The 24,194-nt window shown below is 45.5% G+C and carries 25 protein-coding genes; 20 read left to right on the top strand and 5 right to left on the bottom strand.

Going from position 1 to position 24,194, the window contains the following annotated elements:
• Positions 1–6: 6 nt before the first annotated feature.
• Positions 7–321 carry a luciferase domain-containing protein gene (locus GO620_RS15665; protein WP_244139424.1) on the top strand — a complete coding sequence of 105 codons (315 nt, stop codon included), beginning with the start codon at positions 7–9 and terminating at the stop codon, positions 319–321.
• A gap of 73 nt (positions 322–394) precedes the next feature.
• On the opposite strand, the gene GO620_RS15660 is transcribed toward GO620_RS15665, so the two are convergent.
• Positions 395–1,573: a glycoside hydrolase family 88 protein gene (locus GO620_RS15660; protein ID WP_157524699.1), complete on the bottom strand. Its 1,179-nt coding sequence runs from the start codon at positions 1,571–1,573 to the stop codon at positions 395–397.
• Positions 1,574–1,792: 219 nt separating this feature from the next.
• Here GO620_RS15660 and tkt point away from each other — a divergent pair, with 219 nt between their 5' ends.
• The 8 genes from tkt (at position 1,793) to pgi (ending at position 11,713) form a co-directional block, all read left to right on the top strand.
• Positions 1,793–3,805 carry a transketolase gene (gene tkt, locus GO620_RS15655; RefSeq protein ID WP_157524698.1) on the top strand — a complete coding sequence of 671 codons (2,013 nt, stop codon included), beginning with the start codon at positions 1,793–1,795 and terminating at the stop codon, positions 3,803–3,805.
• A gap of 4 nt (positions 3,806–3,809) precedes the next feature.
• A complete protein-coding gene (locus GO620_RS15650; RefSeq protein ID WP_157524697.1) occupies positions 3,810–4,268 on the top strand; it encodes an RpiB/LacA/LacB family sugar-phosphate isomerase in 459 nt (152 codons plus the stop codon).
• On the top strand, positions 4,265–5,392 hold the full coding sequence (gene tal, locus GO620_RS15645) for a transaldolase (protein WP_157524696.1): 1,128 nt from the start codon (positions 4,265–4,267) through the stop codon (positions 5,390–5,392). The genes GO620_RS15650 and tal overlap by 4 nt, the downstream gene beginning before the upstream one ends.
• Complete coding sequence (locus tag GO620_RS15640) at positions 5,389–6,012, top strand: HAD family hydrolase (RefSeq protein ID WP_157524695.1); 624 nt, start codon at positions 5,389–5,391, stop codon at positions 6,010–6,012. Before tal ends, GO620_RS15640 begins: the two co-directional genes overlap by 4 nt.
• A 264-nt stretch (positions 6,013–6,276) precedes the next feature.
• Positions 6,277–7,671: an NADP-dependent phosphogluconate dehydrogenase gene (gndA, locus tag GO620_RS15635; RefSeq protein ID WP_157524694.1), complete on the top strand. Its 1,395-nt coding sequence runs from the start codon at positions 6,277–6,279 to the stop codon at positions 7,669–7,671.
• Positions 7,672–7,693: 22 nt separating this feature from the next.
• Positions 7,694–9,205: a glucose-6-phosphate dehydrogenase gene (zwf, locus tag GO620_RS15630; protein WP_157524693.1), complete on the top strand. Its 1,512-nt coding sequence runs from the start codon at positions 7,694–7,696 to the stop codon at positions 9,203–9,205.
• The gene (gene pgl / locus GO620_RS15625; RefSeq protein WP_157524692.1) at positions 9,205–9,936 is read left to right on the top strand and encodes a 6-phosphogluconolactonase; all 732 of its coding nucleotides are present in this window, start codon (positions 9,205–9,207) and stop codon (positions 9,934–9,936) included. The genes zwf and pgl overlap by 1 nt, the downstream gene beginning before the upstream one ends.
• Positions 9,937–10,063: 127 nt before the next feature.
• Positions 10,064–11,713 carry a glucose-6-phosphate isomerase gene (gene pgi, locus GO620_RS15620; RefSeq protein ID WP_157524691.1) on the top strand — a complete coding sequence of 550 codons (1,650 nt, stop codon included), beginning with the start codon at positions 10,064–10,066 and terminating at the stop codon, positions 11,711–11,713.
• A gap of 34 nt (positions 11,714–11,747) precedes the next feature.
• On the opposite strand, the gene GO620_RS15615 is transcribed toward pgi, so the two are convergent.
• Positions 11,748–12,638 carry an SH3 domain-containing protein gene (locus GO620_RS15615; RefSeq protein WP_157524690.1) on the bottom strand — a complete coding sequence of 297 codons (891 nt, stop codon included), beginning with the start codon at positions 12,636–12,638 and terminating at the stop codon, positions 11,748–11,750.
• A gap of 165 nt (positions 12,639–12,803) precedes the next feature.
• Between GO620_RS15615 and GO620_RS15610 the strand changes: the two genes are divergently transcribed.
• Both GO620_RS15610 and GO620_RS15605 read left to right on the top strand, forming a co-directional pair.
• A complete protein-coding gene (locus tag GO620_RS15610) occupies positions 12,804–13,718 on the top strand; it encodes a sugar phosphate isomerase/epimerase family protein (protein WP_198173543.1) in 915 nt (304 codons plus the stop codon).
• 66 nt (positions 13,719–13,784) lie between these two features.
• Positions 13,785–14,495 (top strand): ThuA domain-containing protein, encoded by a 711-nt coding sequence (locus tag GO620_RS15605; RefSeq protein WP_157524689.1) that lies wholly within the window; start codon positions 13,785–13,787, stop codon positions 14,493–14,495.
• On the opposite strand, the gene GO620_RS15600 is transcribed toward GO620_RS15605, so the two are convergent.
• Genes GO620_RS15600 through GO620_RS15590 form a run of 3 tightly spaced genes read right to left on the bottom strand, consistent with a single transcriptional unit; the run spans position 14,482 to position 17,117 of the window.
• Positions 14,482–15,081 (bottom strand): nucleotidyltransferase family protein, encoded by a 600-nt coding sequence (locus GO620_RS15600; protein WP_157524688.1) that lies wholly within the window; start codon positions 15,079–15,081, stop codon positions 14,482–14,484. The genes GO620_RS15605 and GO620_RS15600 overlap by 14 nt on opposite strands.
• The gene (locus GO620_RS15595) at positions 15,068–16,210 is read right to left on the bottom strand and encodes an XdhC family protein (protein WP_157524687.1); all 1,143 of its coding nucleotides are present in this window, start codon (positions 16,208–16,210) and stop codon (positions 15,068–15,070) included. The genes GO620_RS15600 and GO620_RS15595 overlap by 14 nt, the downstream gene beginning before the upstream one ends.
• Positions 16,211–16,223: 13 nt before the next feature.
• Positions 16,224–17,117, bottom strand: coding sequence for a UbiA family prenyltransferase (locus GO620_RS15590; protein WP_157524686.1), 894 nt, complete (start codon positions 17,115–17,117; stop codon positions 16,224–16,226).
• Positions 17,118–17,177: 60 nt separating this feature from the next.
• Here GO620_RS15590 and GO620_RS15585 point away from each other — a divergent pair, with 60 nt between their 5' ends.
• The 9 genes from GO620_RS15585 to GO620_RS15550 are packed head-to-tail and all read left to right on the top strand — an operon-like array spanning position 17,178 to position 24,191.
• Positions 17,178–17,708: a YceI family protein gene (locus GO620_RS15585; protein WP_157524685.1), complete on the top strand. Its 531-nt coding sequence runs from the start codon at positions 17,178–17,180 to the stop codon at positions 17,706–17,708.
• 5 nt (positions 17,709–17,713) lie between these two features.
• On the top strand, positions 17,714–18,817 hold the full coding sequence (locus GO620_RS15580; RefSeq protein WP_157524684.1) for a type III polyketide synthase: 1,104 nt from the start codon (positions 17,714–17,716) through the stop codon (positions 18,815–18,817).
• A gap of 3 nt (positions 18,818–18,820) precedes the next feature.
• Positions 18,821–19,945, top strand: a complete 1,125-nt coding sequence (locus tag GO620_RS15575; protein WP_157524683.1) for an NAD(P)/FAD-dependent oxidoreductase — start codon at positions 18,821–18,823, stop codon at positions 19,943–19,945.
• Between the two features lie 7 nt (positions 19,946–19,952).
• Positions 19,953–20,651: a methyltransferase domain-containing protein gene (locus GO620_RS15570; protein ID WP_157524682.1), complete on the top strand. Its 699-nt coding sequence runs from the start codon at positions 19,953–19,955 to the stop codon at positions 20,649–20,651.
• Between the two features lie 9 nt (positions 20,652–20,660).
• Complete coding sequence (locus tag GO620_RS15565; RefSeq protein WP_157524681.1) at positions 20,661–21,725, top strand: sensor histidine kinase; 1,065 nt, start codon at positions 20,661–20,663, stop codon at positions 21,723–21,725.
• 46 nt (positions 21,726–21,771) lie between these two features.
• Positions 21,772–22,422, top strand: a complete 651-nt coding sequence (locus GO620_RS15560) for a DUF47 domain-containing protein (RefSeq protein WP_157524680.1) — start codon at positions 21,772–21,774, stop codon at positions 22,420–22,422.
• Position 22,423: 1 nt separating this feature from the next.
• The gene (locus tag GO620_RS15555; RefSeq protein WP_157524679.1) at positions 22,424–23,437 is read left to right on the top strand and encodes an inorganic phosphate transporter; all 1,014 of its coding nucleotides are present in this window, start codon (positions 22,424–22,426) and stop codon (positions 23,435–23,437) included.
• A 26-nt stretch (positions 23,438–23,463) separates the two neighbouring features.
• On the top strand, positions 23,464–23,625 hold the full coding sequence (locus GO620_RS17245; protein ID WP_244139423.1) for a hypothetical protein: 162 nt from the start codon (positions 23,464–23,466) through the stop codon (positions 23,623–23,625).
• 23 nt (positions 23,626–23,648) lie between these two features.
• The gene (locus GO620_RS15550) at positions 23,649–24,191 is read left to right on the top strand and encodes a DUF4197 domain-containing protein (RefSeq protein WP_244139422.1); all 543 of its coding nucleotides are present in this window, start codon (positions 23,649–23,651) and stop codon (positions 24,189–24,191) included.
• The last annotated feature ends 3 nt before the right edge of the window (positions 24,192–24,194 follow it).

The raw sequence follows: 24,194 nt of genomic DNA, 5'->3' as shown, positions 1-24,194 counted from the left end.
CACCTCTTGGACTGGCTTGATGAAATTAAGCTAGAGGTTAGCGAATGGGATGGTGTAACGGTTTGCACACATAAATATGGTGGTATACAGTTTAATAAAGGCGATAAAGAATTAGGGCATATCCATAGTAATGGGTTGCTCGATATCCTACTAAATCGCGCCTTGAAACAACAACTAAAGACTGGCAATAGAATACAAGACCATCATAAATTCAAAAATTCCGGATGGATAAGTTTTTACTTACGCGAAAAAGACGACATTACTTATGCGCTTAAACTTTTAAGGCTTGCAGAGAATAAAATAACAAAGCCGGTCGAATAGTGTAAAAAGGATTATTAATTGATTTAACGCCACTTGCATGCCTCAATAAACAGATCTGAACGTTGCAATTGCTTTAATGATCTATTTCTACACCCTTCAACCGTGTCAATGCCTCCATATAGTAATAGTCTGCATAGGTAAGCGGCACGTCAACTTCGCTTTTGGCGGGCAAGTGTCCAACGCTGTGCTGCAGGATAAACCCGCCATTAGTCCCCCCAGGTGCCAGGTACGGCGACGAAGACAAGGTTTTCAATATCGCTTTTGCATTGCTTAGATATTTTTGAGCTATTGCCCCACTGTTATACTTTCTTAATTCCAGCAATGCCGATGCTGTTATAGCTGCAGCAGATACATCACGCAAAGCATTGGGTATGTTAGGCGCGTTATAGTCCCAGTAAAGTATTTTGTCTGATGGTAAATTAGGATTATCTAAAATAAACGATGCGATATGGTTCGCCTGGTCGAGGTATTTTTGATCATGCGTTTCGCGATACATCACCGTATAACCATATAAACCCCAAGCCTGTCCTCTTGCCCACGCCGACTCATCCGCATAACCCTGTGCGGTACCCTTATGCTTCACTGCACCGGTTTGCTCATCGTAAGTCAGCACATGATATGAGCTATGATCCGGCCGGAAGTGGTTCTTCATGGTTGTGTTGGCATGGGTAACGGCTATTTTATAAAAGCTAGAATCGCCGGTAACCTTTGTCGCCCAAAACAGCAGTTCCAGGTTCATCATGTTATCTATGATCACCAGAAAATCGCCGGGCTTGCCGTTCCATGAGCGTATGCAGCCCACCTTTGGGTCAAACCGTTTGGCAAGCGATTTTGCACTGTTTATCAATATTTGCTTGTATTCGGGCCTAGGATCTATTTTTAAAGCATTCCCAAAACTGCAATACATCATAAACCCTAGGTCGTGCGTGCCTGTATTATATTGCTCTTTGGCAAGCAACCCTAACATGCGATTGGCCTCAGTTAGGATTGCCGGATCCTTTGTTTCCCGGTAAAGCTGCAGTAAAGTGCCCGGATAAAAACCACTGCACCACCAACCCGAGTCGCTGGTGCCTAAACTATCGTTCACCGCAAAGTAAGTCTTAGGAAACCTTTCTGCAGGCAGACGCCTCATCAAAACTTTGTACTGGGCGGCGGCGGCCCTAAAACGCTCTGCGTAGTTTACCTGCGCATTCGATGAGGCAATCGTTGCTAAAAATAAAAATACAGCCGCAACAGTTACTTTTAATGTCATGTTCAAATCACTTTCAGTTGGTCTTTTTTACTCGTTGGCTGTCTCAAACCGCCATTGCGTCAATTAAACACATTACTAGTACTAAAAGCGCTATGGTGATTATATTTAAATGACAAGCCCGTAAAACAAGATAAATTTTACGCGGTTAAACATAGATATAAATAGTATAAATTAGCCACTTCAAAAAGTTTTAACATTCTACCATAATCCCCCTTTTTTATGTCGACCGACAATTCGAAGAATATTGCAGAGTTAAGTGTAAATACATTACGGATGCTGTCCATAGATATGGTACAGAAAGCCAATCAAGGCCACCCCGGCTTACCTTTGGGTGCCGCGCCAATGGCTTATGTGCTATGGAATAACTTCTTAAGGTTTGATCCGAAAGAACCTAAATGGCCAAACCGCGATCGCTTTGTTCTATCGGCGGGCCACGGCTCTGCATTGTTGTACAGCTTGCTGCACATGTATGGTTATGATCTTTCTATGGAAGATCTTAAAGGGTTCAGGCAATTAGGCTCACGCACTGCAGGACACCCCGAGTCGACGTTGACACCTGGCGTAGAAGTTACTACCGGCCCGCTGGGGCAAGGTTTTGGCAACGGTGTAGGTATGGCAATGGCTACCCAGTTTTTGGCAGCCACTTACAATAAAGAAGGGCACGACCTTGTTGACCACTATGTTTACAGTATTGTAAGTGACGGCGACCTGATGGAGGGCGTTGCTTCTGAAGCAGCATCACTTGCAGGCCACTTGAAACTTGGCCGTTTGGTCTATTTATACGATGATAACTCTATCTCTTTAGACGGTCCAACCAGTGAAGCATTTACTGAGAACGTTCCTGAAAGATTTAAAGCTTACGGATGGCATGTGTTAACCGTAGACGATGGTAACGACCTTGATGCGTTAAAAGAAGCTATTGAAACAGCAAGAGGTGTGCTTGACCAACCGTCATTGATCTGCGTAAAAACAGTTATCGGTTTTGGCAGCCCGCAGGAAGGTACCAATAAGGTTCATGGCGCAGCATTGGGCGAAGAAAACGTTAAAAAGACCAAAGAGTTCTTTGGCTGGGACCCTAATAAAACATTCTTCATTCCCGATGGTGTGCAGGAGCACATGAGCGAAGCTGGTAAACGTGGCGAAGAACTGCATAAAGAATGGAAAAATAAATTCGAAGAATTTAAGAAAGCATATCCTGACGAAGCTGAGCTATTTGCGCTGAGCGAAGACGGCAAATTGCCCGAAGGCTGGGACAAAGACATGCCTACATTTGACCTGGCTAAACCTTTAGCAACCCGCCAGGCATCGGGCAAAGCGCTTGAGCAGCTACGCGTAAATATTCCATGGTTACTAGGTGGTTCTGCCGACCTTGCAAGTTCGAACGAAACACCGGGTAAAGACGGCAGCGGCGCGTTCCAGCCGGGTAATTATGGCGGCCGCAACCTTTGGTATGGCGTGCGCGAGCATGGTATGGGTGCGGTAATGAATGGTATTGCCTCTTATGGCGGCACTAAAGTTTATGGTGCAACCTTTTTAACGTTCTCAGATTACATGCGCGGTTCGATCCGCCTGGCTGCTTTAACCAAGGCGCCAGTAACTTATATATTCACTCACGACAGTATCGCTTTAGGTTCTGACGGGCCAACCCACCAGCCTATAGAGCAGATATCATCTTTGCGTTTAACACCAAACTTAACCGTGCTACGCCCTGCTGATGCTTACGAAACCGTTGAGGCCTGGAAAATAGCTGTCAGCAGATTAAAAGGGCCTGTTGCTTTGATCTTATCCCGCCAGGTGTTGCCCGTGTTAGACCAGAATAAATACGCACCTGCCAGCAATGTTTGGAAAGGTGGTTACATTTTAAAGGACAGCGATGGCCAGCCCGATGTAATTCTAATTGCTACCGGCTCTGAGGTACACCTGATCCTGGAAGCACAGGAAAAGTTAGCCGCCGAAGGTATTAAAGCCCGCGCGGTAAGTATGCCGTCATTTGAGATATTTGATCAGCAGGATGAGGCTTACCGCGATTCTGTTTTGCCGCCAAACCTTAAAAAACGCGTGTCTGTAGAGGCCGGTGTTACTTTAACCTGGTACAAGTACGTTACAGAAGAGGGAACCCCGATCGGTATCGATCGATTCGGAGAATCAGGCGACGGCGATGCAGTAATGGAACATTTCGGTTTCACTACAGACCATGTGATTAAAGCAGCTAAGGCTTTGCTAAAAAAATAACAAAATGGAAATAGGCATAGCTGCAGATCATGCCGGTTTTGAGCAAAAGAACTTACTTTTGCCTTTGTTAACCGCCGCCGGTTACCAGGTGAAAGACTACGGCGCGTCTGTGTATAATGCAGACGATGATTATCCTGACGCGGTTTTGCCTCTGGCTCAGGCTATTTCCACGGGCGAAATAAAACGGGGCATTGCCATCTGCGGCAGCGGCGTAGGCGTTTCTGTGGTGGCTAATAAACTCCCCGGCGTTCGCGCGGCCTTGGTTACAGAAACGTATTCGGCACACCAGGGGGTTGAGCATGACGACATGAACCTGCTTTGCCTTGGCGGCAGGGTTATTGGCCCTTCACTTATCTGGGACATTATAGAAACCTATCTTAAAGCAACTTACATTGGTGGTGGCCGCTTTCAGCGCCGCCTCGATAAAATAATAGCGATAGAAAATAAACACATAAAACCATGAAAAATCCATTAGCACGTATACCCGATTTTGGGCAGAGTATCTGGCTCGATTATATAAAACGCTCATTCACCCGCGATGGCAGCTTAAACAAAATGATTGATGAAGATGGCCTTCGTGGCGTAACTTCAAATCCTGCTATTTTTCAGGAGGCATTTGCCAAAGGCGATGATTATGATGAGGCCATTTCGACCTACGGTAAAGAAGACATCTCGGCCGAAGACCTTTTTCTGAAAATTGCAATTGAAGACGTGCAGGAAGCTGCCGACGTTTTCAAAGGCGTTTACGCCGACACCAACGCATTAGACGGCTACGTTAGCCTGGAGGTGTCGCCATCTTTGGCTTTACAGACAGAAGGTTCTCTAACAGAGGCCCGTTCGTCATGGAAAGCGCTTGACCGCAAAAATGTGATGATAAAGATACCGGCTACCAAAGAAGGTATACCTGCCATAAAACAGCTGATCAGTGAGGGTGTTAACATCAACGTTACCTTATTGTTTAGCTTGCAACGCTATAAAGCTGTTGCAGAAGCTTACGTAGAAGGTTTGGAGCAGCGTTTAGAACAAGGCGGATCTTTGGAGAACATCGCTTCGGTTGCCAGTTTCTTTTTGAGCCGTATAGATACCGCGATAGACCCGATGCTGGAAAAAATAGCTGCAGAAGATCAGCAAAAAGCTTTAGTAGCTAATCAGCTTAAAGGTAAGATCGCCATTGCCAGCGCCCGCGATGCTTACCAGATCTATAAAGACGTTTTCAAAAGCGAACGTTTTGCCAAACTTGAAGCACATGGCGCTAAACCACAGCGTTTACTTTGGGCAAGTACCAGTGTAAAAAACAAGGCTTATGACAGCCTGATGTATGTGGAAGAATTAATAGGCCCTGATACGGTAGATACTGTTCCAAAAGACACGTTGGATATTTACCGTGAAAAAGGTCAGCCTGCATCACGCTTAGAAAATGGGCTGGAAGAGGCCCGCTACCAACTTTATCAATTAGAGACAGTTGTGGGCATAAACCTTAATGACGTGACTAAACAACTGGAGGAAGAAGGCATAGAAAAATTCATCAAGCCTTTTGATACCCTGATGGATACGCTTAAAGAAAAACGCAAACAGGTTACTTCATGAGCAACAGCCCTTCCATAAAATCATTGTTTCTCGATTTTGGCGGGGTGTTGCTTACCAATGGCTGGGACAGGAATTTAAGGGCAAAAGCCGCTGAACATTTCTCGATCGACCTGGCGACGATGAACGACCGTCACCGCGTGATATTCGATGCCTACGAAGCGGGAAAGATGACGTTAAATGAGTATCTGCATTTATTGTTGTTTTTTGAACCGCAGAGTTTCAGTGCCGAAGAATTTAAGCAGTTTATGTTGGCAGGTTCGGTAGAATTCCCGGATATGGTGCAGTTGATAAAAGACGTTAAGCAAGCTAATGGCTTAAGTACCGTAGCTGTTAACAATGAAGGCCGCGAACTAAACCAGTACCGCATCGCAAAATTTGGTATGAGAGAGTACATAGATGTATTCGCATCGTCTTCTTTTGTTGGTGCCCGCAAACCCGATAAGAACATTTACCTCATCGGCTTAGACCTGGCGCAGGTAAAGCCGCAAGAGGTGGTCTACCTTGACGATCGGGACGTCTTTATACAAGTGGCTAAACAGTTAGGCATAAATACAATTCATCATACAGACATCGAAAGCACAAAAAAACAATTGCAGGACTACGGGCTCAAATTAAATTAATTGAAAACAAAATAGCGTTAGCGATAGCAGTCCTTCAACAGGCTCAGGATAGACTCCAAGCCCATCGAGGAAAGCGCGGGCCGCGAAGAGGCAACGCCAAAATTAAAACTATAATTATCGATTTGATTATTTATTAGATAAATAAAAATTATCGACACGTAACATAAATTCATTCTTACATCAATTATAAATCATACGACAAGATTGCCGCGCTATTGCTCGCAATGACATAACAAAATATTAACCTCCCTATAAATACCTACCATGAAACAATACGAATTTGGCATAGTTGGCCTTGGCGTTATGGGCCGCAACCTGCTTTTAAACATAGCCGACCACGGTTACGCGGTGGCAGGCCTGGATCTTGACCAGGGCAAAGTAGATGCTCTGGCAAATGAAGCAACAGAAAAGCAGGATGTGAAAGGCACTACGTCTGACAAAGAATTTGTTGAGATGCTGAAGACACCCCGGGCTATACTATTGCTGGTGCCGGCAGGGAAACCGGTTGATTCGGCTATTGCCGGGCTTGTACCATTACTGGCAGAGGGTGATATCATTATTGATGGTGGTAACTCTTACTTCCCCGATACAGACCGCCGCATAAAAGAACTTGATGAAGAAGGCTTGCATTTCTTCGGAATGGGAATCTCTGGTGGCGAAAAAGGCGCGCGTTTTGGGCCAAGCATGATGCCGGGCGGCGATCAGGACGCTTATAAACGCCTGCAGCCGATTTTCGAGTCTGTAGCAGCCAAGGTAAACGGCGAACCTTGTGTTACCTACCTGGGAAGCGGCTCGGCCGGCAACTATGTTAAAATGGTGCACAACGGTATTGAGTATGGCATTATGCAGTTGATATCAGAGGTGTATGATATTATGAAACGCGGGCTGGGTTTTGATGACACCAAGTTGCAGCAAACTTTTGCCCAATGGAATGAAACAGAGTTACAATCATTCCTGATAGAGATCACCGGCATTGTTCTAAATAAAAAGGATGATGAAACGGGCCGTCCGCTCATCAATATCGTGTCTGATGTTGCGCGTGCAAAAGGTACAGGTAAATGGACATCGCAAAACGCGATGGACTTACAGGCGCCTATCCCTGTGATTGACGCGGCGGTTGCCATGCGCGATCTGTCTAAGTACAAAGAAGAACGCGTTGAAGCGTCTAAAAAACTAACCTGGGATGGCAGCGAGGGCAGCATCGATTTGGATCATATTAAACATGGCTATTACTTTGCCATGTTAACAATTTACGCGCAAGGCCTGGAACAGTTGGCCATTGCCGACAAGGCTTATAACTACGGCCTAAATCTGGCAGACATTGCTAAGATCTGGCGGGGTGGCTGCATCATCCGCGCGACTTGCCTGGAAGATTTTATGCAGGCTTATGTGAAAAACCCTTCGCTGCCAAACATAATGCTTGATAACAAGATAGGCAAAGACCTGTTAAACCGCCAGGAAGCAATAAGGGCTGTAGTGAAATATGCAGCCGGTAAAGGTATTCCGGCCTCAGCATTCATGTCGGCTTTGAGTTATTTTGATGCCTACCGCAGCGAAAAATTACCTACTAACCTGGTGCAGGCACAGCGCGACTATTTTGGCGCCCACACTTACGAGCGCACAGATAAACAAGGCACCTTCCATACCCAATGGGATTAATTAGCTGTTACACACCCCTACCATGAAAAAAGAAAAAGAAGTATCGCCTACCATCATAGTCATATTTGGCGGCACGGGCGACCTTGCAAAGCGAAAGCTGATACCGGCTTTCTATAATTTATATAACGACGGCTGGATGCCCGACAAGTTCGCGATAGTTGGTTTGGGCCGTACCGAACTTAATGACGACCAATACCGCGACCGTTTGTTTGAAGGCCTGACAGATTTTTCGCGCAGCGGCAAACCGGCCGACGATAAATGGAAGGTATTCAAGGAAAGTATTTCTTACTACATATCAGACATAGATCACCCGGCCTCATACAAAGGTTTAGCAAAAAAGCTCGACGCCATTGACAAAGAGTGGGGCGGTCGTGCAAACCGACTGTTCTACATGTCGGTGGCACCACGATTTATCGCCGCTGTGGCTACGCACCTCAATGAATCCGGGCTAACCTCTATTCCCGAGCAAGACCGCATCGTGGTTGAAAAACCTTTTGGCCATGATAAAGAAAGTGCCATCGAGCTCAACAAGTTACTGGTAAGCAAATTCCAGGAGCAGCAGATCTACCGCATAGACCACTATTTAGGTAAGGAGACGGTACAGAATATCCTGGCCTTCCGTTTTGCCAACGCGCTGTTCGAGCCGCTTTGGAACCGCAGCTATATCGATTATGTGCAGATAACTGTTGCCGAGCAGGTAGGCGTTGAAGAACGCGGCGGTTACTATGAAAGCGCGGGGGCGTTAAAAGACATGATCCAGAACCACCTGCTGCAATTAGTATGCATGGTAGCTATGGAACCCCCCATATCTTTCGATGCTGAAGAAATACGAAACCGTAAGGTAGATGTGCTGCGCGCTATCCGCAGGTTTACTGCCAATGATGTAAGCACCGATGCCGTACGCGGGCAATACGCTGCAGGCTGGATGGAAGGCAAAAAAGTAGTTGGCTATCGCGAAGAGCCTGAGGTAGCGCCTGATTCTAATATTGAAACCTTTGCAGCCATAAAATTTTTCATTGATAACTGGCGCTGGCAGGGGGTTCCGTTTTACCTGCGTACCGGCAAACGCCTTCAGGAAAAAACATCTTCAATCACCATACAATTCAGGCCGGTGCCGCACTCAACCTTCCCGCAAATGCAGGCAGAGGCGTTGTCGCCGAATAGGCTGACCATCAACATTCAGCCGCAGATGGACATTCGCTTAAGGTTCATAGTCAAGAAAACCGGCATCGAGATGGAATTGAATCCCGCAGAGATGGTATTCGATTACAACAGCTCAAAGGAATCGCCTGAGGCATATGAAACCCTGTTATTGGATGTAATGACCGGCGATACCACCCTATTTATGCGTTCTGACCAGGTGGAAGAGGCTTGGGACGTAATAACCCCGATACAAAAAGCATGGGAAGGCCGCACCTCATTGTCTTTCCCTAACTATGCTGCAGGAACCTGGGGGCCAGAAACTGCGGAAGCGTTGATCGCCCGCCAGGGCCATACGTGGGCTATCAATTCGCACCCAAAAACAGAAAAATAATGGCATCAACAGTAAAGATATTCGACGATAAGAACGAGATCAGCACGGCATGTGCTAAAATGTTCACAGACCTTGCGCAGAAAGCCATTGCAGAAAACGGCAAGTTTGTTGTAGCGCTGACAGGTGGCAGCTCGCCGGAGACGTTGTACAAAGATCTGGCAGAGGCATCCTACAAAGAGCAGATAGACTGGAGCAAAGTTTTTGTGTTTTGGGGCGATGAGCGGTGGGTGCCTTTAACCGATGATAAAAGCAACGGAAAGATGGCAAACCGCACGCTGCTTAATAAAGTCCCTGTACCAAAAAACCAGATCTTTTACATGTGGGCAGATAAGGATGTGAGCCAATATGCAGAAGAATATGAAAATGCTATTCGGGAGGTTTTGGGTGACGGAATGAGGTTCGACCTGATCCTATTGGGCATGGGCCCGGAGGGCCACACCGCGTCGCTTTTCCCATATGAGCCTGTTCTGCACGAAGAGACGAAATTGGTGGATGCCTATTATTTGAAGTCGCAAAACATGTACCGCATAACATTTACCGCTCCGCTGATCAACAAAGCTAAAGAGATCATCCTGATGCTGTACGGTAATGAAAAAGCCGAAGCTTTATATGAAGTTTTGGAAGGCGAGCGTAACCCCGACCTGTATCCGGCACAACTGCTAAACCCCGTAAACGGGAATATTACCTGGCTAATAGATAAAACAATAGCTAAGGATCTAAAAAAAGAATAATTAAGACATGACTCCCCTCTTGAGAGGGGTTTGGGGGTGTGTCCTTTTACAATGATTACACACCCCTACCACTACACTGCCCACTGCGCTGCCCTCTCAAGAGGGGAATTTAAAAATAGAACACAACATGTTACCTATAAAAGACCCAACCACCACTGCCGCCTGGAAAGCATTGCAGCAGCATTTTGATAAAAATAAAAGCCAAAAAATTGCCGACCTTTTTGCCGGCGACGAAAAGCGCTTTGATAAATATTCGTTTCAGCTCGACGACATCTTTGTAGATTTTTCAAAGAATCGGGTATCAGACGAAACGCTTGGCTTGCTCATACAACTGGCAGAACAGTGTGAAGTGAAACAGGCTATCAACGCCATGTTCAGCGGAGATCTGATCAACCAAACTGAAGGACGATCTGTATTGCATACCGCTTTGCGCAACTTCTCGGGTAAACCGGTCATGTCTGAAGGTAAGGATGTAATGCCCGACGTATTAGCATCGCAAGCTAAAATGAAGCAATTTTGCGAAGAGATACATAACGGCACCCGCACAGGCTACACAGGTAAAAAGATTAAGTACATTGTAAATATCGGCATTGGCGGCAGCGATTTAGGCCCGCTAATGGTAACCGAAGCGCTTAAACCCTATTGGGTTGAAGGGATGGAAGCGCATTTCGTGTCGAATGTAGATGCCACCCACATTGTTGAGGCTTTGAAACTTGTCGACCCTGAAACTACACTTTTCCTAATCGCGTCTAAAACATTCACCACACAAGAAACCATGACCAATGCCGAAACGGCCAAAGAATGGTTTCTACAAACCGCTAAAGATGAGAAGTTCGTGGCGAAGCATTTTATTGCCTTGTCAACTAACGAAGAGGGTGTTACCAAATTTGGTATCGACAAAGAAAACATGTTTGTGTTTTGGGATTGGGTTGGCGGTCGTTACTCTTTGTGGAGCTCCATCGGGCTTTCTATCGCTTTAATGATCGGTTACGACAATTTTGAGCAACTGCTTAAAGGCGCTTACGCGACAGATCAGCACTTTCAAACCGCGCAATTTGGCGAGAACATTCCGGTATTAATGGCGCTGATCAGCCTGTGGTACTTAAACTTTTATGGCGCACAAACTGAAGCTATTTTGCCGTATGACCAATACATGTACCGCTTCTCTGCTTACTTTCAGCAGGGTAACATGGAAAGTAACGGAAAGAGTGTGGACCGTGCAGGCAACCATGTACACTATCAAACCGGGCCTATCATCTGGGGCGAACCGGGCACCAATGGACAGCACGCGTTTTACCAGTTGATACATCAGGGTACTTTATTGATCCCTTGCGATTTTATCGCTCCGGCTATTTCGCATAACCCCGTTCGCGATCATCATCAGAAACTAATCTCTAACTTCTTTGCGCAAACGCAGGCCCTGATGAACGGTAAATCAGAAGATGAGGTTATTACTGAATTACAGAAGCAAGGCAAATCTGATGACGAGATCAAAAAGCTGGCACCGTTCAAAGTATTTGAAGGTAACCGCCCAACCAACTCTATCCTGATAAAAGAAATTACGCCATTCTCGTTAGGCGAGCTGATCGCGCTTTATGAGCATAAAATATTTGTTCAGGGGATTATCTGGAACATCTTCACGTTCGACCAGTGGGGAGTAGAACTGGGCAAGCAGTTGGCTAGTTCAATTCTGCCTGCTTTAAAAGACGATGGCGAAGTGTCATCTTACGACGCGTCAACCAATGGCCTAATCAATAAGTATAAGAGTATGCGATAAAATTGTAGAGTCGCAAAATTTTGCGCCTCTACATTTATTGTTTTACTAGCGCCCATTTAGGCACATAACCGGTCCCATTTGCCAAGGCCACTTTATAAAACAGGCGGCCTTTTTGCAACACCTTTACTTTAGCATTAGCGGCCAAAGTAGAGACAACCGGCGACATGTAATCTGCCAGTTGGTGCATGTAAACAGAGTCGCGCAGATTATTTTTTAGGTAAGTAACATAGCTGCTATCGCGTTGGGTTGTTGATTTTACCAATATCAAGTGTTTAATTGGCGCTTCTGCAACTACTGGTTTTGGCCTGGCAGTATCTTTCTTTATTATCACGGGCTTAATTGCAGCAACTGTTACCGGTTTAGCAATGGCAGGCTCCGCCGGTTTAATTTTATTAATGCTTTGTTTTGCCATGTTTGCCGTAACTACCGTGGCTAAGGCTGCTGTTGCAGGCTGTGGGGTAATTTTTGCCGGTGCAGTAACCTTAGGGCGATTACGAGCGATCAAGGCCCTTGTATGTTTCTTATGCTTGTGATGTTTCTTTAGTGCCGGCATAGCAGCGGCGGTCTCAGGCTTTGCGTCCACCTTGGTGGATTTGTGGCTATTGATCAGGTTCACCAGGTAAAACCCAAGCAAGCCTGCAATTAAAAGTATCGAAATCGCGATGAAAGCATTTGTAGTCTTTGCCTTAAAACGGGCTAACTGCTTCAGGTGCGCCCGCTTTAATGTTGCGTCATAGGCCTTGCGTTTCCCCGGATTGCTTAAAATGGAATAAGCATCGGTTATTTCGTTGAAATGATTTTGAAGAAAGCCGCTGTTGTCACCTTCTGCCGGCTTTAACTTGGCCGATAAAGTTTGATAAGCGGCATCTATCTCCGCCGCGCCCGCAGTTTTCGCAATGCCCAGAATATAGTAAAGGTCTTTCATCTTGATTAGTCGGATTAATTAGTTTCTGTATGATTAAAAATATTGCGCTTAGTTTAATCGCCCCCTAAGGTATTTTATCATTTCCTGAAAAAATATACGGTTACCTATTGCGTATTTAAGACACAATGTTGATATATTTAGCTTTCTCAATTAAAACCTAACATTGTGATAAACAGAAGAAACTTCCTGAAACAGGCTGGTATGCTTGGTGCGGGCACCCTTGTACTACCGGGCGCGGCCAAAGCATTTTTCGCGGCCCCGCCACATGCCCTTGGTGTACAATTGTTCACCTTATTTAACACCATAGATGCCGACGTTGCCGGCTCATTGGCCAAGCTAAAGGCTATCGGCTACACAGAGATCGAGTCGGCATTCAGCAAAAAGCCCAACTACTACGGTATGTCGCCAAAAGAATTCGCGGCGCTTTGTAAAAGCCACGGATTAAGCTGGAGATCGCATCACGTGCTGGGGGCGCCATTTAAATTACCTCCGGGAACCAAGATGCCATTAGACGCGCAAGGCAAACCACTTAAGATCACCGGACTTAAAAACCTGAAGGAAGACATGCAGGAACTGGTTGACCAGGCCGCAGAAGGAGGCATACAGTATTTAGTTTGTGCTAATATACCGACAGCATCGATGGCAGAGCTACATGACGCGCAGGAGATATTGCACCGCACCGGCGAGGCTTGTAAAAAAGCCAAACTGCAGCTATGTTATCACAACCACGATATGGAATTTGTGCAGGTTGAAGGCAAATTGCCTTATGACATGCTGCTGGAAGTTGACGCAAGCCTGTTGAAAATGGAACTTGACCTGGCATGGGCTACCTATGCTAAAGTAAACGTACCCGAATTGTTTAAAGCACATCCCGGCCGTTTCCCGTTACTCCACGTAAAAGACATTAAGGCCGACAAAACTTTAGAGCCGGTAGGTGAAGGTATGGTTCCGTTCAAAACCATTTTTGCACACGCGGCGACAGGTGGTGTTAAGCATTATTTTGTAGAGCATGACATGCCTGCAGATGCTTACGCCAGCTTAAGCACCAGTTATAAAAACTTACGTGCAATGGGCATATAAAATGCCTCTTGCTTAAGCCCCTCTCAAACAGAGGGGCTTTTTGATTTTCCAAACAAACCCACCATTATGAAAAGGTGCATTTTTGTAGGCGCGCTTCTGATCTGCTTAATCGGCACTTCATACGCGACTTCCGTATTGGTGTTCAGCAAGACGAAAGGTTTTCACCATGCCTCGATACCGGCAGGTATAGAAGCAATCTATAAATTAGGCCGTGAGAATAATTTCTCTGTTGATACCACGACCAGCGCTGATCTTTTTACTGCCGACTATCTTAAAAAGTATGATGCAGTTATATTTTTAAACACTACGGGCGACGTACTGAACGATACGCAGCAGGTCGCGTTTGAGGTATACATTCGCAACGGACATGGTTATGTAGGTGTGCACGCCGCTTCAGACACGGAGTACGGCTGGCCATGGTATGGCAAACTTGTTGGCGCATACTTCACCAGTCACCCAAACCAGCAGAACGCAACGTTTCACATTACTGACCGGAATTTCATCGCCACAAAAAACCTGCCCGAGCATTGGCAACGGTTTGATGAGTTATATAACTTTAAAGACATTCAGCCTGACTTGCATGTGCTGATCACCATAGATGAGTCGACCTACACCGGTGGCACAAATGGCAAGTTTCATCCTATGAGCTGGTACCACAATTACGATGGCGGCCGTGCATTTTACACCGCCTTAGGCCACACCGACGAATCTTACAGCGACCCGCTCTTTCTTGGCCATTTGCTGGGTGGAATTAAATATGCTGCTAAGATGAAGTAAGATTGATGAGTTGACGATAGTCGCTTTCGGTATCTATGTCTAAAGCCGCGCCTTCAAAAGCTATCGCGATGACGTCCTCTCCATTATCAGCGATTAATTGCCTTGCGCCCTGATCGCCGCGCAATGTCGTGAGCTTATCAAAGTAACGTTCCGGGAATAGTGCAGGAACACCTTTGACCGACTCATATTGTGTTGCCACTATTTTGTCCGGGTTTGTGGTAAACGTCGAGGCAAGCTTCTTTAGGTGGTCTGATGTGATGAGGGGCTGGTCGCAGAGCATTATCAAAACACCTTTCGATTGACCTTCCATTGCAAATTCAACCCCTGCTTTTACAGATGACGCCATCCCAGTTTGCCAGTTCCTATTTTCAACTACAACCACATCTTCTGACGAGATCGCCGTTGCCACTTGATCATGATTGGCACCCGTTACCACCACAACCTCATTGCAGCCGCTATCTGCCGCGGTTTGGACTTCGTGACCAATAAGTATCGTGTTATTGTACGTAAGCAATTGCTTTGGCTTTCCCAATCGGGACGAGTTACCTGCCGCCAGGATGACTATGGTGAAGTTATCTGGCTGCATAAGCTATAACCGATTCCGGCTTGTGGATAGGGCCGTCTAAATCGCGGAGAAAGCCTGCCGGGTGCCCGTTTCTTATTGTTACCAACTCCGCCATAATCGCGACTGCTATTTCCTCAGCAGCCTCTGCGCCTATATTTAAACCAACCGGGCCAAATACCTTATCGACAAACCCGGAAGGAATGATATGGCCTTCGTTGTGCAAATCGTCAAGCATTCTGTCCTTCTTCTTCTTAGGCCCTAATATTCCGATGTATTGAACTGAAGGCTTATTGATGAGTGCTTTTAAAACGGCAAGGTCATAAATGTAATTATGGCTCATCAATACAGCGAAACCGAAGCTATCAACTCCCTGTTCTAACTCACCCACTTTGACACAGCGTAAATTGGCTGCGCCCGGAAATCGCTCAGGTGTGACCAGGTTTGCCCGGCCATCAACGATATTCACTTTCCAGCCTAAGTTTACAGCAAGCTTCAATAATGGCTGCACGTCATTACCCGCACCGTAAATGGTTAGCTGTGGAGCCGGTTTAAGATTTTCAAAGAAAATCTCTATTTCTTCTCCATCTATTGAAAGGCTTTGCACTACAGATTGCCCGCGGGCGAGTGCCTGCCTTGCTTCAATAGTTAGCAGTGCTTCTAATTGCTTATTCAGTTCGCTTTGTGTAAAGATTGCACCTGCGGTAACAAGCATTACCGCCCCTGAATTATCCTCCGGCTGCTGGCGCTTTAAGAAAGTTGTCAACACTGCCGGCTCATTCGCGTCTGCAGCGACCCGAAGCAACTCCATTGCTTTATCACCGGTTTCAACGGGCTCTATAAGCACATGTACTAGCCCCTGGCAGCCTAGCTGGGCGCCTTGTTCCAGGTCATCGTCCAGGTCAAGGCTGTCATAAATTACAATTTCGGGCTTGCCTTGCTGCATTACCTTCAGCGCCCTGCGGCGGGCATCGCCTTCCAGGCAACCACCGCTTATGGTGCCCGTAAGCTGGCCCGTATCTGTGATAAGCATACGCGCACCCGGCCTGCGATAGGCCGAACCCTCTACCTGCACAACTGTAGCCAGCGCACATTGCCGCCCTTGCTTTAGTTGCTCGTCGCAAGCCAATAAAAGTCGCTGCAGTTCGGTCATGTAATAAATGTAGTTAATTACTTGTTAACCTGATGGCCATAAGCCCCCCAAAGTAGAGGAGCATACATCCCGCGCTGATAAAATTCATGCGCATCGCGTATTTAAAATTTGCGTTCGATGTTGATTTACCCACCTTGTAAAACCAGTAATTGAAATAAACAAAAATTGGTGCAGAACAGATTAAAAAGCAATACAACGGCATTAACGATACTTCGCGCCAGTATAAATATGTAAGCAATATCGCGGTAGCGAACAGCGCCCCCGAGAACATGAACGAACCTTTATATCCTAATAATATGCTGATGGTTAGGTCGCCGCGGCGGCTGTCTTCATCATGCTGATAAACCTGCGTTAGCGGGTATGATGCACCGATCAGGCAAGAACATATCGCGCCGGCTATTATAAAGTGGGCATTCCACCCGCTAAAAACACTGGTCCCGGCCAAAGCGGCAAAGGTGCTCCAATAAATGAAGCACCCCTGAAAAATAAATACCGTAAGAAAACTCACAATGGGATATTTCTTTAACCTGGTTGCCGGGTGGCTATATAACTTCGACGTGATGCCATAGAATAATACGGCGAAAGCAAACTCAACACTAACCAGAAAACTTAATCCAAAAGCCAGTACTTCAATAAAGATGGAAAAATAATATAGGCTGATATCTACTTTGGGCGGCTTTTCTAACAGACCTATACTTTGTTCATCGCGGTCAAAATAACTGTTGTAACCATTGCTTGCAGGGAATGCCAGCGCGTGCCAGATAAAGAAAATGAGAATGGCTTTAAACGCATCAAACTGCGGAACCTGGCTAAGCGCGAAACAGAATACCGGCATTAAAAAAAGCGAAAACACAAAACGTAAATGCGCGATAGCCGACCTGCTGGGCAATAAATGTTTCAGCACCATTAAACTAAAGTAACAATACTTCCGTCAATTATTTATTAAGTTTGAAGCCAATCCTACAACATGAAAAAATACTTTTTTATTGCGATCATATTCATTGCCGCAGCATCTTTAGCTCAAGTTAAACAAACAGTAACTAAATCGACTGTCACCTATGAGATCAAAAATATGGGAATTAACACCCATGGAAATTTCAGCGGGTTAAAAGCCGATATCAATTTCGATGAAAAGCATTTAAGCACTAGCAGCATAGAGGCCAGTATAGACGCTACCAGTATTAATTCTGACAATACAATGCGCGATAACCATCTTAAAAGCGAGGATTATTTCGATGTAGCTAAATATCCAAAGATCACCATGAAATCCGTTTCGTTTAAAAGTAAAGGCGGCGGCAACTATACCGGCATTTTTAACGTAACTATTAAAGACAAAACAAAACCTGTTGAAGTTGCATTCTCTTATACAGACGGTAGCAAAACAGGTGTTTTTAAAGGCAGCTTTACGCTAAACCGCAAAGACTTTGGTGTTGGCGGCAGCAGCATGATGCTGGCCAATGAAGCCAAGGTTGACATAACCGCAGAAACGAGTAAATAAAAAACATGAGCAGCTGCATAAGCGCAATTGGAACAGCAAATCCTAAAAATAAGCTTAAGCAGCAAGATGTGTTCGGTTTTATGGCGAATGCTTTTGGCCTTGACGATACAAACCGTGCGCGCTTACAGTCCATCTATGATCATGCGGGCATAGACACCCGCTACTCTGTCATCCCCGACTTTGCTTTTACAGATGTAAGCGACTTCACCTTTTTTGAAAAGAACGAAGCCTTAGAGCCATTTGTGTCGACCGATAAAAGGTTGCAATTATATCAGCGCGAAGCAATAAATATTGCGGCAGCAGCTGTTGCAGACTGCCTGGCAAATTACAGTAAAGACATTTATAAAGAAATCACACACCTTATTACGGTAAGCTGTACAGGCATGTACGCCCCGGGGCTGGACATAGATCTGGTTGAAAAATTAGGATTGAACCGACATACCGAGCGTACCTGCATTAACTTTATGGGTTGCTATGGCGCTGTAAACGGGCTTAAAACTGCAGACTATATTTGCCGCGCCAATCCACAAGCAAAGGTACTCCTGGTAAGCGTTGAGCTTTGTACGCTTCATTTTCAGAAGGTTAATACATTGGATAATTGGGTGGCCAACTCTTTGTTTTCTGATGGCGCCGCTGCGGCATTAGTTCAAAATAGTGATTTGTCGGAAGGATTGGTACTTGAACTGGAAAGTTTTTACACCGAGTTTTTGCCCGAAGCGAGCGCCGAGATGGGCTGGTATGTGGGCAACACCGGTTTTGAGATGCGCCTTACCTCAAAAGTATCTAAGCAAATCAAAAAGCATATTGGCACAATTACTAATAACCTGCTTGCGCATGTCGGTTTAACTTATGCTGATATTACTTCCTGGGCTATTCATCCCGGCGGAAAAAAAATATTAGAGGCCGTTGAAGAAGCACTTAATCTGCCCGAAGAAAGTAATGCAGCCGCCTATGAAGTGTTGCGCAATTATGGAAACATGTCGTCGGCCACAATCCTTTTCGTACTTAAAGAGATGCTAACCAAACCGTTTGTAAAAGCGGGAAAGGTTCTTAGCTATGCTTTCGGCCCCGGTCTCACTGTCGAGGGCATGGTTTTACAAAAGCGCTAAACAATGGCAGATGTTATCATTGTCGGCGGTGGATTGGCGGGTTTATTTAACGCTATTTTGCTGAACCGTGCCGGCCTTGTTGTAACCCTCATTGAGCGGAAATCTTATCCCTTTAACCGTGTTTGCGGCGAATATATCTCTAATGAAGTTTTGTCTTTTTTTTACTCGATGGATATTGATGTACACGCTTTGGGTGCATCTTCAATTAAAAAACTTGAGGTTACGGCGGTATCAGGCACAAAGCTAAGCCAGAAGTTAGACCTTGGCGGTTTCGGCTTGAGCCGTTACCGTTTCGACAATTTCCTGTATGAAAAAGCAAAAGCCGCCGGAGTAAATTTCTTAACAGGAACGCGCGTCGAAAATATAGAGTTTAATCAAGGCACCTTTGAGGTAACCGTTCCCGGCCAAACGTTAACCTCACCTTTGGTGATCGGCGCGTTCGGCAAACGCTCAAACCTGGATCAAAAACTTCAGCGCAAGTTTTTTTACAAACGCAGCCCATACCTTGCCGTGAAGTTTCATGTTAAGGTCGATTTTCCGGATGATCTTATCCAATTGAACAATTACCATAACGGCTATTGCGGTATAAGCAAGATAGAGGAAGACCGTCATTGTATGTGTTACCTAGCCCACCGTGATGACCTGCGCAAGTATGGTTCGCTGCCGGCTTTAGAACAGAACGTAATCCTTAAAAATCCTTACCTAAAGGAGATATTTGACCATGCTGATTTTCTGCTTGATAAGCCAGAAGTGATCAACGAGATATCGTTTCAGAAAAAGTCGCCGCTCGACGGTCATATTTTAATGAGCGGCGACACCGCAGGTATGATAGCTCCGCTTTGCGGCAACGGCATGACCATGGCCATCCATTCTGCAAAGATCTTATCAGAGATCATCATCAAACATCATCGCAAAAACAATTTCACAGACCTGGCACGAAAGTCAATTGAAACCGAATACCTTAAAGCCTGGGATGAGCAATTTGCTAAAAGGTTATGGACTGGCCGGCAGTTGCAGAAACTATTTGGCAATAACCGCATGACTGCTATCACCTTAAATGTACTGAACGCGCTGCCGCCTTTGACGCGTTATATCATCGGTAAAACACACGGGCAACCGTTTGTTTAATACCAATATGGTCAATCTAACACACCGGTCGGTAGAAAAAGAAGTAATGGACGATTTCGGGCTGCCTTCGGCAGAGATCGACCCTGTGTTGCAAGGCCTTGGTCAAATGAACAAATTATTTGGCGGCCATAAGGCGATCATTAAGGCGTTAAAGAAAGTTCCTTTACAAAATGGCGACGTCATTGCCGATTGGGGCTGCGGAGGCGGGGATATGCTGATAGCTATTGCAGATTGGGCACAAAAAAATAACATAAACATAAAGTTGCAGGGCATCGATGCAGCGCCCGCTGCTATTAAGTTTGCGCAGCAGCAGTCTGTTACTTACAACAATATAAGCTACCGGCTGGCAGATGTACTTGTTGATGAGTTTAACGAAGCAATTTGCGATTACGTGATCTGTAATTTGTTTAGCCATCACTTTACAAATGATGAGTGGATAAAGTTGGTTACCGGGATGAAGTTTGCTGCCAAGAAGGCGGTTATCATCAATGATCTGCACCGGCACAGGGTTTTATATTATGCAGTGATCGCTATAACCCGTCTGTTTACAAGCAACAAAATGGTGAGGATAGACGGTCCTCTGTCAGTAAAGAAAAGTTTTAAGCGCAGGGAGTTGGTCGATCTGTTAAATCGTGCAGGAATCAAAAATTACAGCCTGCGCTGGTTGTGGCCATTCAGGTGGCAGATCGTTATTTATAAAAGCTAAATTTAAAGCATGAAATTCAGGGTGCTCATATTCATTAACGCGCTGGCTGTGGCTATCACGGTGTCGTGCGTTAATTACTATTTCAAACATAGCTGGTACGATTTATCTATCGCTTTTGGCGTAACGTTTATCAGCAGTTTCGTTGTATTTTATTACTTAATTGAAAAATACGTTTACTCAAAGATCAAGCTGATATACAAGCTCATACATAACCTCAAACTCGGCCGCGATCTGCGCGACGCGCTAGGAGAAGGCACCAGTGCCGACCCGATAAATGATGTAGAAAAAGAAGTTCAAGAGTGGGCGGTTCAAAAAAAAAGCGAGATAGACGTTTTGCGTGGCCAGGAGAAATATCGCCGCGAGTTTCTATCAAACATCTCGCACGAGTTTAAGACGCCGCTTTTTGCCATTCAGGGTTACATAGAAGCCATAGAAGACGACGACTTGGAAGATCTGGACATGACGCGCCAGTTTCTGCGAAAAGCAGCAAAGAATGTCGACCGGTTATCTCAGCTAATCAAAGAACTGGATGAAATATCTAAGCTCGAATCCGGAGAGATACCTATCAACTTTACCCGGTTTAAAATAAATGACCTGATAAAAGAGGTTTTTGAAAGTTTGGAATTGAAGGCTCAGAAACATGATATCAAGCTCGTGTTCAAGCAAAAATATGACGATGCCACCTGGGTAAATGCGGATAAATCCAAGATCAACCAGGTGCTGGTGAATCTTATTGACAACTCATTTAAGTACGGCAAACCTGGCGGCACTACGGCTGTTAGCCTGTTTCAACTACATGACCAGGTGCTGGTAGAGATAACTGACGATGGTAATGGAATTGAGGAAAAAAACCTGCCGCGTTTGTTCGAAAGATTTTACCGTACTGACGCGAGCCGTTCACGCGATATTGGCGGCTCCGGTCTCGGTTTGGCAATCGTAAAACACATTATCGAGGCGCATGAGCAAACTATAAGTGTTAGAAGTACTGAAGGAATTGGCTCTACTTTTAGTTTCACTTTAGAAAAAATTAAACCACAACTGCCATTTCCTAATATCCCCGGCCTTAACAGTTAACATTAAATTAACATTGTTGGCGTACCTTTGAACAAATTGAATTACAATGTCTTTGAACAGCATATTCCAGTACTTTGTACCAAAAGATCAAAAAATATTCTTTCCATTATTTGAGCAGGCTGCAAATAACGTTGTAACAATGGCTACCGTTTTGGTAGAAGCTGTCAATTCCAATAACCTGGCAACGCGCGAGGAGTTATTCAAGCAAATAGATAAACTGGAACACAAAGGTGATGAAATAACCCACCAGATCTACCTGGAGTTGGGAAAGAACTTTATTACTCCTTTTGACCGCGAAGATATACACGCTCTTGCGTCCGCGGTTGATGATGTGGCAGACAATATACAAGGATCTGCAAACCGTATGCTGCTTTACCGGGTAGAAGAATTATCAGACCCAATGCTTAAGCTGTCTGACCTTGTTTTGCAAGCGGTTAATGACTTGGAAAAAGCTATCCGCGAATTAAAAGACCTTAAAAATGTTAGGGCTATTGCTGATTCATGCATCCGCATCAATAGCGTAGAAAACCAGGCCGATTATATTTTTGACCGTGCTGTTGCCGATCTTTTCCTGTATGAGAAAGACGCGCTTAAAGTGATCAAGCATAAAGAGATCTTATCTGCATTGGAAACTGCTACAGACATGTGCGAGGACGCGGCAAACGTGATGGAATCTATTTTGGTTAAAAACGCGTAAGATGGCCCAGGTTACTACGCTTCTTGTTGCCGTTATTTGTCTGGCGCTCATATTTGATTTCATCAATGGTTTTCATGACGCGGCGAATTCTATTGCCACTATCGTATCTACCAAGGTGCTCACGCCATTCCAGGCCGTGTTATGGGCAGCCGCGTTTAATTTCCTGGCTTTCTTCTTAGTAAAGGACCATAAGGTTGCTAACACGATAGCCAAAACGGTGGTAGAACATTACATAACCATGCATGTAATTTTAGCCGGACTTATCGCGGCTATTACCTGGAATTTAATTACGTGGTGGTTTGGTATACCGTCAAGTTCATCACATACGCTAATAGGGGGCTTTGCCGGCGCAGGTATGACACATGCGCTGTATATGCACGGTAACCCGCTTGCGGCGGTCGATTTAAAGCCCATTTTGGTGATCATCGCTTTTATATTCCTGGCACCGATCATTGGCTTGCTGATAGGCGTTGTCATTAATATTATCATATTGCATATCTGTAAACATGCAAGGCCTGTAACAGCCGAACGCTGGTTTAAAAGATTGCAGCTGGTTTCTTCAGGTGCGTTGAGTTTTGCCCATGGCACCAATGACGCGCAAAAGGTAATGGGTATCATTTACGTGGCGCTGGTGTCTCAAAAAGTAATTGGCAGTGGCGCTGCTATGCCCGAGTGGATACCACTTGCCTGCTACTCAGCAATCGCCTTAGGCACCATGTCCGGCGGTTGGAAGATCGTAAAGACAATGGGCACCAAAATTACAAAAGTTACTCCGCTGGAAGGTGTAAGTGCCGAGACCGCAGGCGCCATCACACTTTTTATAACCGAGAGGTTCGGTATCCCGGTATCAACCACACACACCATCACCGGTTCAATCATTGGCGTGGGCTTAACCAAAAGAGCTTCTGCCGTGCGCTGGGGTGTTACCATCAACCTCATATGGGCATGGATCATTACCATTCCTATTTCGGCTTTGGTAGCGGGGTTGGTTTACGCGCTTATTCAAATATTTTAAGCGGCTGTTAAACCAAGGGATAGTAAATGCGTTTTGTTTACTATGAAGCATACAACGCGTTGTCTCGCAGTTTACCTGATACTAGCCATCTGCAAACCATTTACCAAAACATTCGCGCAGCTATCCATCCCCGGCAATACAGAAATAGTTGCAGGCTTAAAGCAGGCGCTACAGCAGGGAACCGTTAAAAGTTCTGATCAGCTATCCGCTGTTGACGGTTTTTTTTGCGAATGCCGCGGTAAAGATCCTGCTTCCGCCGGAAGCCCAAAAAGCAGAAGCCACATTGCGCCGGCTTGGCTTTGGCAAGTTATGCGATAATGCCATACTCTCTTTAAACCGTGCTGCCGAAAGTGCCGCCGCGCAAGCCAAGCCAATATTCATTGATGCCATTAAGCAAATGACCATTCAGGATGCTTTAAATATTTTGACCGGCAACAAAGACGCTGCTACGCAGTATTTCAGGCGGGCAACTACAATAGCTTTGACAGCTAAATTTAAACCTGTAATCCATACCAGTCTTTCTACCGCGGGCGCGGCAAACATTTACGGCCAATTAGCAACCCAATACAACCGTATACCGTTTACCTTCAACAAGATTAACCCCGATCTTGATGACTACGTAACTGCAAGATGTATCGACGGCTTGTTTTACGAAATAGCGTTGGAAGAACTAAACATCAGGCAGAACCTGTCGGCGCGAACAACGCCGCTGCTGCAAAAGGTTTTTGGCTACTTTGATAAAAGAAAGCAGTAAGCG

Source organism: Mucilaginibacter ginkgonis (genome assembly GCF_009754905.2).
GTDB lineage: Bacteria > Bacteroidota > Bacteroidia > Sphingobacteriales > Sphingobacteriaceae > Mucilaginibacter > Mucilaginibacter ginkgonis.
Note: the sequence above shows the minus strand (reverse complement) of the source record. Positions and strands in the feature narration are given on the sequence as shown.

Bases quoted from the DNA above. Each gene is read 5' to 3' on its own strand.
- GO620_RS15600 (WP_157524688.1), bottom strand. From the start codon at position 15,081: ATGCAGCCAGATAACTTCACCATAGTCATCCTGGCGGCAGGTAACTCG.
- GO620_RS15660 (WP_157524699.1), bottom strand. From the start codon at position 1,573: ATGACATTAAAAGTAACTGTTGCGGCTGTATTTTTATTTTTAGCAACG.
- GO620_RS15595 (WP_157524687.1), bottom strand. From the start codon at position 16,210: ATGACCGAACTGCAGCGACTTTTATTGGCTTGCGACGAGCAACTAAAG.
- GO620_RS15575 (WP_157524683.1), top strand. From the start codon at position 18,821: ATGGCAGATGTTATCATTGTCGGCGGTGGATTGGCGGGTTTATTTAAC.
- GO620_RS15640 (WP_157524695.1), top strand. From the start codon at position 5,389: ATGAGCAACAGCCCTTCCATAAAATCATTGTTTCTCGATTTTGGCGGG.
- GO620_RS15650 (WP_157524697.1), top strand. From the start codon at position 3,810: ATGGAAATAGGCATAGCTGCAGATCATGCCGGTTTTGAGCAAAAGAAC.
- zwf (WP_157524693.1), top strand. From the start codon at position 7,694: ATGAAAAAAGAAAAAGAAGTATCGCCTACCATCATAGTCATATTTGGC.
- GO620_RS15565 (WP_157524681.1), top strand. From the start codon at position 20,661: ATGAAATTCAGGGTGCTCATATTCATTAACGCGCTGGCTGTGGCTATC.
- GO620_RS15585 (WP_157524685.1), top strand. From the start codon at position 17,178: ATGAAAAAATACTTTTTTATTGCGATCATATTCATTGCCGCAGCATCT.
- tkt (WP_157524698.1), top strand. From the start codon at position 1,793: ATGTCGACCGACAATTCGAAGAATATTGCAGAGTTAAGTGTAAATACA.
- GO620_RS15560 (WP_157524680.1), top strand. From the start codon at position 21,772: ATGTCTTTGAACAGCATATTCCAGTACTTTGTACCAAAAGATCAAAAA.
- tal (WP_157524696.1), top strand. From the start codon at position 4,265: ATGAAAAATCCATTAGCACGTATACCCGATTTTGGGCAGAGTATCTGG.
- GO620_RS15605 (WP_157524689.1), top strand. From the start codon at position 13,785: ATGAAAAGGTGCATTTTTGTAGGCGCGCTTCTGATCTGCTTAATCGGC.
- GO620_RS15590 (WP_157524686.1), bottom strand. From the start codon at position 17,117: ATGGTGCTGAAACATTTATTGCCCAGCAGGTCGGCTATCGCGCATTTA.
- gndA (WP_157524694.1), top strand. From the start codon at position 6,277: ATGAAACAATACGAATTTGGCATAGTTGGCCTTGGCGTTATGGGCCGC.
- GO620_RS15570 (WP_157524682.1), top strand. From the start codon at position 19,953: ATGGTCAATCTAACACACCGGTCGGTAGAAAAAGAAGTAATGGACGAT.
- pgi (WP_157524691.1), top strand. From the start codon at position 10,064: ATGTTACCTATAAAAGACCCAACCACCACTGCCGCCTGGAAAGCATTG.
- GO620_RS15580 (WP_157524684.1), top strand. From the start codon at position 17,714: ATGAGCAGCTGCATAAGCGCAATTGGAACAGCAAATCCTAAAAATAAG.
- GO620_RS15615 (WP_157524690.1), bottom strand. From the start codon at position 12,638: ATGAAAGACCTTTACTATATTCTGGGCATTGCGAAAACTGCGGGCGCG.
- pgl (WP_157524692.1), top strand. From the start codon at position 9,205: ATGGCATCAACAGTAAAGATATTCGACGATAAGAACGAGATCAGCACG.
- GO620_RS15555 (WP_157524679.1), top strand. From the start codon at position 22,424: ATGGCCCAGGTTACTACGCTTCTTGTTGCCGTTATTTGTCTGGCGCTC.
- GO620_RS17245 (WP_244139423.1), top strand. From the start codon at position 23,464: ATGCGTTTTGTTTACTATGAAGCATACAACGCGTTGTCTCGCAGTTTA.